The sequence below is a fragment of the Mucilaginibacter sp. genome (assembly GCF_041663085.1).
Taxonomy (GTDB): Bacteria; Bacteroidota; Bacteroidia; order Sphingobacteriales; family Sphingobacteriaceae; genus Mucilaginibacter.
Window position 1 is genome coordinate 1 of the sequence record NZ_JBAZRC010000208.1, and the last position, 5,518, is coordinate 5,518.

Consider the following 5,518-nt stretch of genomic DNA (forward strand, 5'->3'; position numbering starts at 1 on the left):
TGTTTAGCGGAATGTATTTAATTTGTTACCATTGCTTTCTCTCCTTAATTTTAAGTATACATATTCATAAAGTTTACTTAATCTAAACTTAGTTTATAAATAATAAACAAAGTTTAGTATTGCTAAATAATCTCTCACAAAAATTATTTAGCGCAATGAAACATTTTTACCCCAATTTAAAACGGCTTGTCATGCTTTTTGTATGCTGCCTTTCTCCCATCATTTTGTTTGCACAAACAAAAATTACAGGTACTGTAAATGATGAGGCCAAACAACCCCTGCCAGGTGTAAGTGTAATGTTAAAAGGAACAAGCCTTGGCACAACTACCGATGTTTACGGGCGTTTTATTATAACCGCAAGCCCCGGCCAGGTATTGGTATTTAAGTTTTTAGGCTTTGCCCAGCAAGAGGCTGTGGTAGGTACCGGTAATAGCATGGTTGTAAACCTGCGTGGGGATAGTAAAACCCTGAACGAGGTTGTAGTAACCGCGCTTGGTGTTAAAAAAGAAACCCGCCGTGTTGGTTACGCGGTGTCTACCGTAAATGGTGAAGATCTTACCCTGGCACGCGACCCTAACCCAATTACCGGCCTTATTGGTAAAGTGGCGGGTTTGTCAGTAGGCCCATCGGCCGAACTGTTGGGCGCGCCGAATGTAAGTATTCGTGGTAACAGCATATCCTTATATGTAGTAGATGGTTTTCCTATTAATACAGATACCTATAACATCAGCCCCGATGATATCGAATCTTATACGGTACTAAAAGGCCCTGCTGCAGCAGCGTTATATGGTAACCGGGCATCGTACGGGGCTATTTTAATAACAACCAAAAAAGGTAATAAAAACAAAAAAGGGTTAACGGTTGATATTAATAGCAGTACCGTAATCAACTCCGGCTTTTTGGCTTTCCCGCGGGTGCAACATAAATATGGTGCCGGCGAAAATACTTTTTATGAGTTTGTTGATGGTAAAGGTGGCGCACCCGGTGGTGTAGATGCCGACTATGATATTTGGGGCCCATACTTTAACGGGCAATTAATAGCACAATATGATAGCCCGGTTATTAATGGTGTACGCCAGAAAACGCCTTACACGGCCCGTGGTGCAAATAACCTGAATAACTTTTTGCAAACAGGTTATCAAACCAATAATAACGTTGCTTTAAGTGCTAATGGCGATAATTATACTATTCGTTTATCAGCTTCACAACAACATCAGTCCAGCTATATACCTAAACAATATCTGGATATTGCCAATGCAAACATCTATGCATCATTTAACCCAAACCCGCGTTGGAAATTTGAAGGTAACGTAAACTTTAGCCGCCAAACTACTGACAATTTCCCGGATGTGGAGTATGGCCCAAATAGTTTGGTATATAACCTTGCTATCTGGACAGGTGCCGACTGGGATGTTAACGCACCCGATATTAAAGCTATTTGGCAACCGGGTAAAGAGGGGGTACAATCGCAATTTGCTGAATACACCCGCTACCATAACCCATGGTTTATGGTAAACGAGTGGACCCGCGGACATTACAAAAATGATGTTTACGGATACATTTCGAGTAACTTTAAGATCAATAATAACTTAAACGCTACGCTGCGCTCGCAGATAAATACCTACAATATTTTACGTACCGAAAAAATGCCGTATTCGGCACACCCTTACGGGCGTGAAGGTAACCAGGGCGATTACCGCGAAGACAGGCGCGACCTGTTTGATAACAATACAGAATTAATGGTGAACTATGATTACACTATTAAAAAGTTCCTGAACCTTTCGGGTTTAATAGGTGGTAATATGCGTAACCTATCGTACAAATCAAACTGGGCATCTACTGATTATTTGAACGTGCCTGAAGTGTACTCATTCAGTAACTCAAAAAACCCTACACAGGCCACAAGCTTTAATTCGGATATGCGTGTGTTGAGTGCATACTACTCGTTAGATGCAACCTTTGGTAAATATGCCACCATATCAAGCACCGGCCGTATCGATAAGTCATCGGCTTTTCAGGTACCAACAACTTACTACTATCCAAGTTTATCGGTAGCTACCGTGGTGTCTGACTATGTTAAAATGCCCGAATTTATTTCTTTCTTAAAAGGCAGGGCATCGTTTTCCAATATCCGGTCAGATGCTACTTCTACAACAATAGGCCCTGCTCCTTTCAGTTCAATAACTGTTTTTGGCGGTAGCACAGGCGCATCATTGTTTAACAACCCACTGGGTTATGGCAGTACTTACCGCTCGCCTTATAACGGGCCCGATTATTCACTAATCACTTCATATTCTATCAGCAAGCCCTATAACAGCCAGGCTGCGGGTTATGCCTCAGATTATTTATATCAGAACGGTATTAAAACATCAACCCGTGTTAACTACGAGGAAGGTTTTGATATTAAATTCTTACAAAACCGTTTAGGTTTTAGCGGTACAGCATTCCAGTACATTGATGGTCCGCGTATATTACCTAATACAATTTCAACAGCAACAGGTTATACTATTGAATACCTAAACGCTTTAAAAACCCGTAAAACCGGTTATGAAGGTTCATTATCTGGTACACCTATTAAGGATTTGAGTGGCTTTACCTGGAATGTATTAGTTAACGTTTCAACTTTTAAAGAGATCTATAAAGAACTGCCTAAAGACCAGGATACTTACGCTACCTTTTTTAGAGCCGGTGACCGTACCGATAAATTATACGGTACCGCCTTTGTAAGAACACCAGATGGAAAGATCATTAACGACGAAGCCGGTAAGCCGCTAATAAACCCGGTAGCACAGTACCTTGGTAACGAAAACGCCAAATATGCCTGGAGTGTTTATAACAAAGTGCAGTACAAGAGCTTTAGTCTTGGTTTCCAGTTTGATGGTTCGGTAGGTGGTGTTATTGTTGATTATATGCATAATAAAACCATGCGTGGTGGTGCCAATGCAGAAACCGCAGAAGGTGCACTAGGTGCAGCACGCTATCAGGACTGGGCCAACTTTGGCAAAACCGGTTACGCCGGCAGCTACATAGGCGAAGGTGTACATGTATCCAATAAAGGCAGTGATAATAAACCTGTGCCAATTGAGTACGATTCGCAAACCGGCGCTGTTTTAAATTACGATAAATTGAAATTTGCCCCTAACACTAAAAAAGCTTTTGTGCAGGATTATGTAAGTAAATACTACGCCGCTGATGAGGCCAACCTGATGAGCAAAACATTTTCGAAACTGCGCGAGGTAACCTTTGGTTTCGAGTTCCCTAAGCAAATGCTTCAAAAAACATTTATCCAAAAAGCTTCGGTATCCATATACGGACGTAACCTGCTGTATTTCTACAAGGACAAACGTTTTAAAGATGTTGACCTTGACCAATACAACTACGCAACGGCTTCAACCGGCTTGCAGTCGCCAACTGTTCGCAGCTATGGCCTTAACCTAAACGTATCATTCTAAAAGCTGATAAACAGTACAATCATGAAAAAGATATTTAAAATATATGTATTACCGGTAGTGATGCTGCTAACGGTAACAAGTTGTAAAAAAAGCTTTGACGAGCTTACTAAAAATAATAACGTGCCTAATAACGTACCGGCTTCGTTATTATTTAATGGTGTGCTAAATCGCCTTGCCGATTTGCCTGATGGCCAGAAAGAGATATACGATCAATACTACCTGTATAACTACGATTATTATGGTAACAACCGCTACGACCTTGGTGGCGGCGACGATTATTACACCACATTAAAGAATGTTGTAGCCATGGAAAAACAGGCGGCGGCTACCGGCGGTGGTGCCATAAACCCATACGAAGCGTTGGGCAAATTTTTTAAGGCATATTGTTTTAGCAAAATGAGTTTTGAAATGGGCGATATACCCATGACTGAAGCTTTAAAAGGGTTGGATAATCTGGAACCCGCCTATGATTCGCAAAAAAAAGTTATGCTGCAATCGTTAGAGTGGCTGGAGAGTGCTAACGACGACCTGGGCCAGCTAATTGCAAAGCCAAATGACTTTGGTACAGGCGAAGGCACGATATTAAAAAACGACATTTATTTTAATAACGACCTTAAAAAATGGCAGAAGGCTGTGAACGCGCTACAGATTCGCCTGCTTGTTCAGCTGAGCAAAAAAACAGATGACGCCGACCTTAAAGTAGCTACGCGCTTTGCCAATATTATAAATACCCCTGCAAAATATCCGTTAATGGAAAGTGCTGCAGATAATATGCAATACGTGTTTTTGATCCCTAACAACTTTTACCCCCAAAACCCAAACAATTTTGGCCAAAGCGGATCAAGGAAAAATACATCATCAACCTATATAGATCTGTTAAAGCAGTTAAAGGATCCCCGAGTATTTGTTACCGCGGAGCCATCACGCGACCTGGTTGACAAGCAGCACAAAAGCCCTACCGATTTTGCATCATTTGTTGGTGCCGACCCGGGAGGTGATCAGGGAGATATGTATAATGATGCCGGCTTGCAGAAGTATTCGTTTATTAACCGTAAACACTTCTTTTCCACTTTTACGGGCGAACCAAGCATACAAATTGGTTACCCCGAACTGATGCTTAACATTGCAGAAGGCATTAACCGCGGCTGGGCCCCTGGCGGCAATGCCGAAACCTATTATGTAAACGGCATTAAAGCGTCGTTAGCTTCTTATAGTATACCGGAAACCGGATCGTTCACAGCTTACTTTTATCGTCCGGGTTCAACAGATGTTGCTACACCTGGTAACTACGATACCTTCTCTATCCCGGTTAATTTTAACACCTACTATAACCAGCCACTTGTAAAGTATACAAATGATGCTGCCGGTTTAACCCGCATTTTACAGCAAAAATATCTCGCCTTATTCAGGCATTCGGGTATTGAGTCGTATTTCACTTACCTGCGCACCGGTGTTCCTAACTTTACTACAGGCCCGGGTACCGGCAACAGCGGCAGGATAGCCAAAAGGTTTAAATATCCATCTGCCGAACGTACCGCAAATGCTAAAAACTACCAGGCTGCGCTTGATGCACAATTTGGTGGAAATGATGATATTAACGGCATCATGTGGGTGCTGAAATAAAATAATAACCCTGTGTATGGCCGTTAGCAATAACGGCCATACTTTTTTATAAAACCTTTATGAAAAAAACATTTTTACTGATAGCAGTTGCGCTGCTGTCAATACAATCATTCGCGCAGGTACGCAAAACCAAAAACCTGATAGTAGTAACACTTGATGGCATGCGCTGGCAGGAAGTTTACCGCGGTGCAGATTCGGCGCTTATTAATTCAAATTTTACCAGTGATAAAGACGAGGTGCGGAAAAAGTACTGGGCTGCAACACCTGCAGAACGCCGCAAATTGTTGTTCCCGTTCTTATGGTCGGTAGTAAGCGGACAAGGGCAGCTGTATGGTAACCGCGATGCAGGCAATAGAGATGAACTTGCTAATCAGTACCGTTTTTCGTACCCGGGCTATAATGAGATATTTACCGGTTTTCCGGATGTAAGGATGAATACCAAT

The 5,518-nt window shown here is 42.0% G+C and carries 2 protein-coding genes and 1 pseudogene; all 3 read left to right on the forward strand.

The window, feature by feature from the left end; genetic code table 11:
- Nucleotides 1-191: 191 nt before the first annotated feature.
- A complete protein-coding gene (locus WC615_RS22260; RefSeq protein ID WP_372980237.1) occupies nucleotides 192-3,452 on the forward strand; it encodes a SusC/RagA family TonB-linked outer membrane protein in 3,261 nt (1,086 codons plus the stop codon).
- A 21-nt stretch (nucleotides 3,453-3,473) separates the two neighbouring features.
- Complete coding sequence (locus WC615_RS22265; protein ID WP_372980238.1) at nucleotides 3,474-5,075, forward strand: SusD/RagB family nutrient-binding outer membrane lipoprotein; 1,602 nt, start codon at nucleotides 3,474-3,476, stop codon at nucleotides 5,073-5,075.
- A 59-nt stretch (nucleotides 5,076-5,134) separates the two neighbouring features.
- Nucleotides 5,135-5,518: pseudogene (locus tag WC615_RS22270) on the forward strand (phosphoglyceromutase); the annotation flags it as partial.

What these genes read in the sequence shown, in the direction of transcription:
- WC615_RS22265 (WP_372980238.1), top strand. Translation starts at nt 3,474, where the DNA reads ATGAAAAAGATATTTAAAATATATGTATTACCGGTAGTGATGCTGCTA.
- WC615_RS22260 (WP_372980237.1), top strand. Translation starts at nt 192, where the DNA reads ATGCTTTTTGTATGCTGCCTTTCTCCCATCATTTTGTTTGCACAAACA.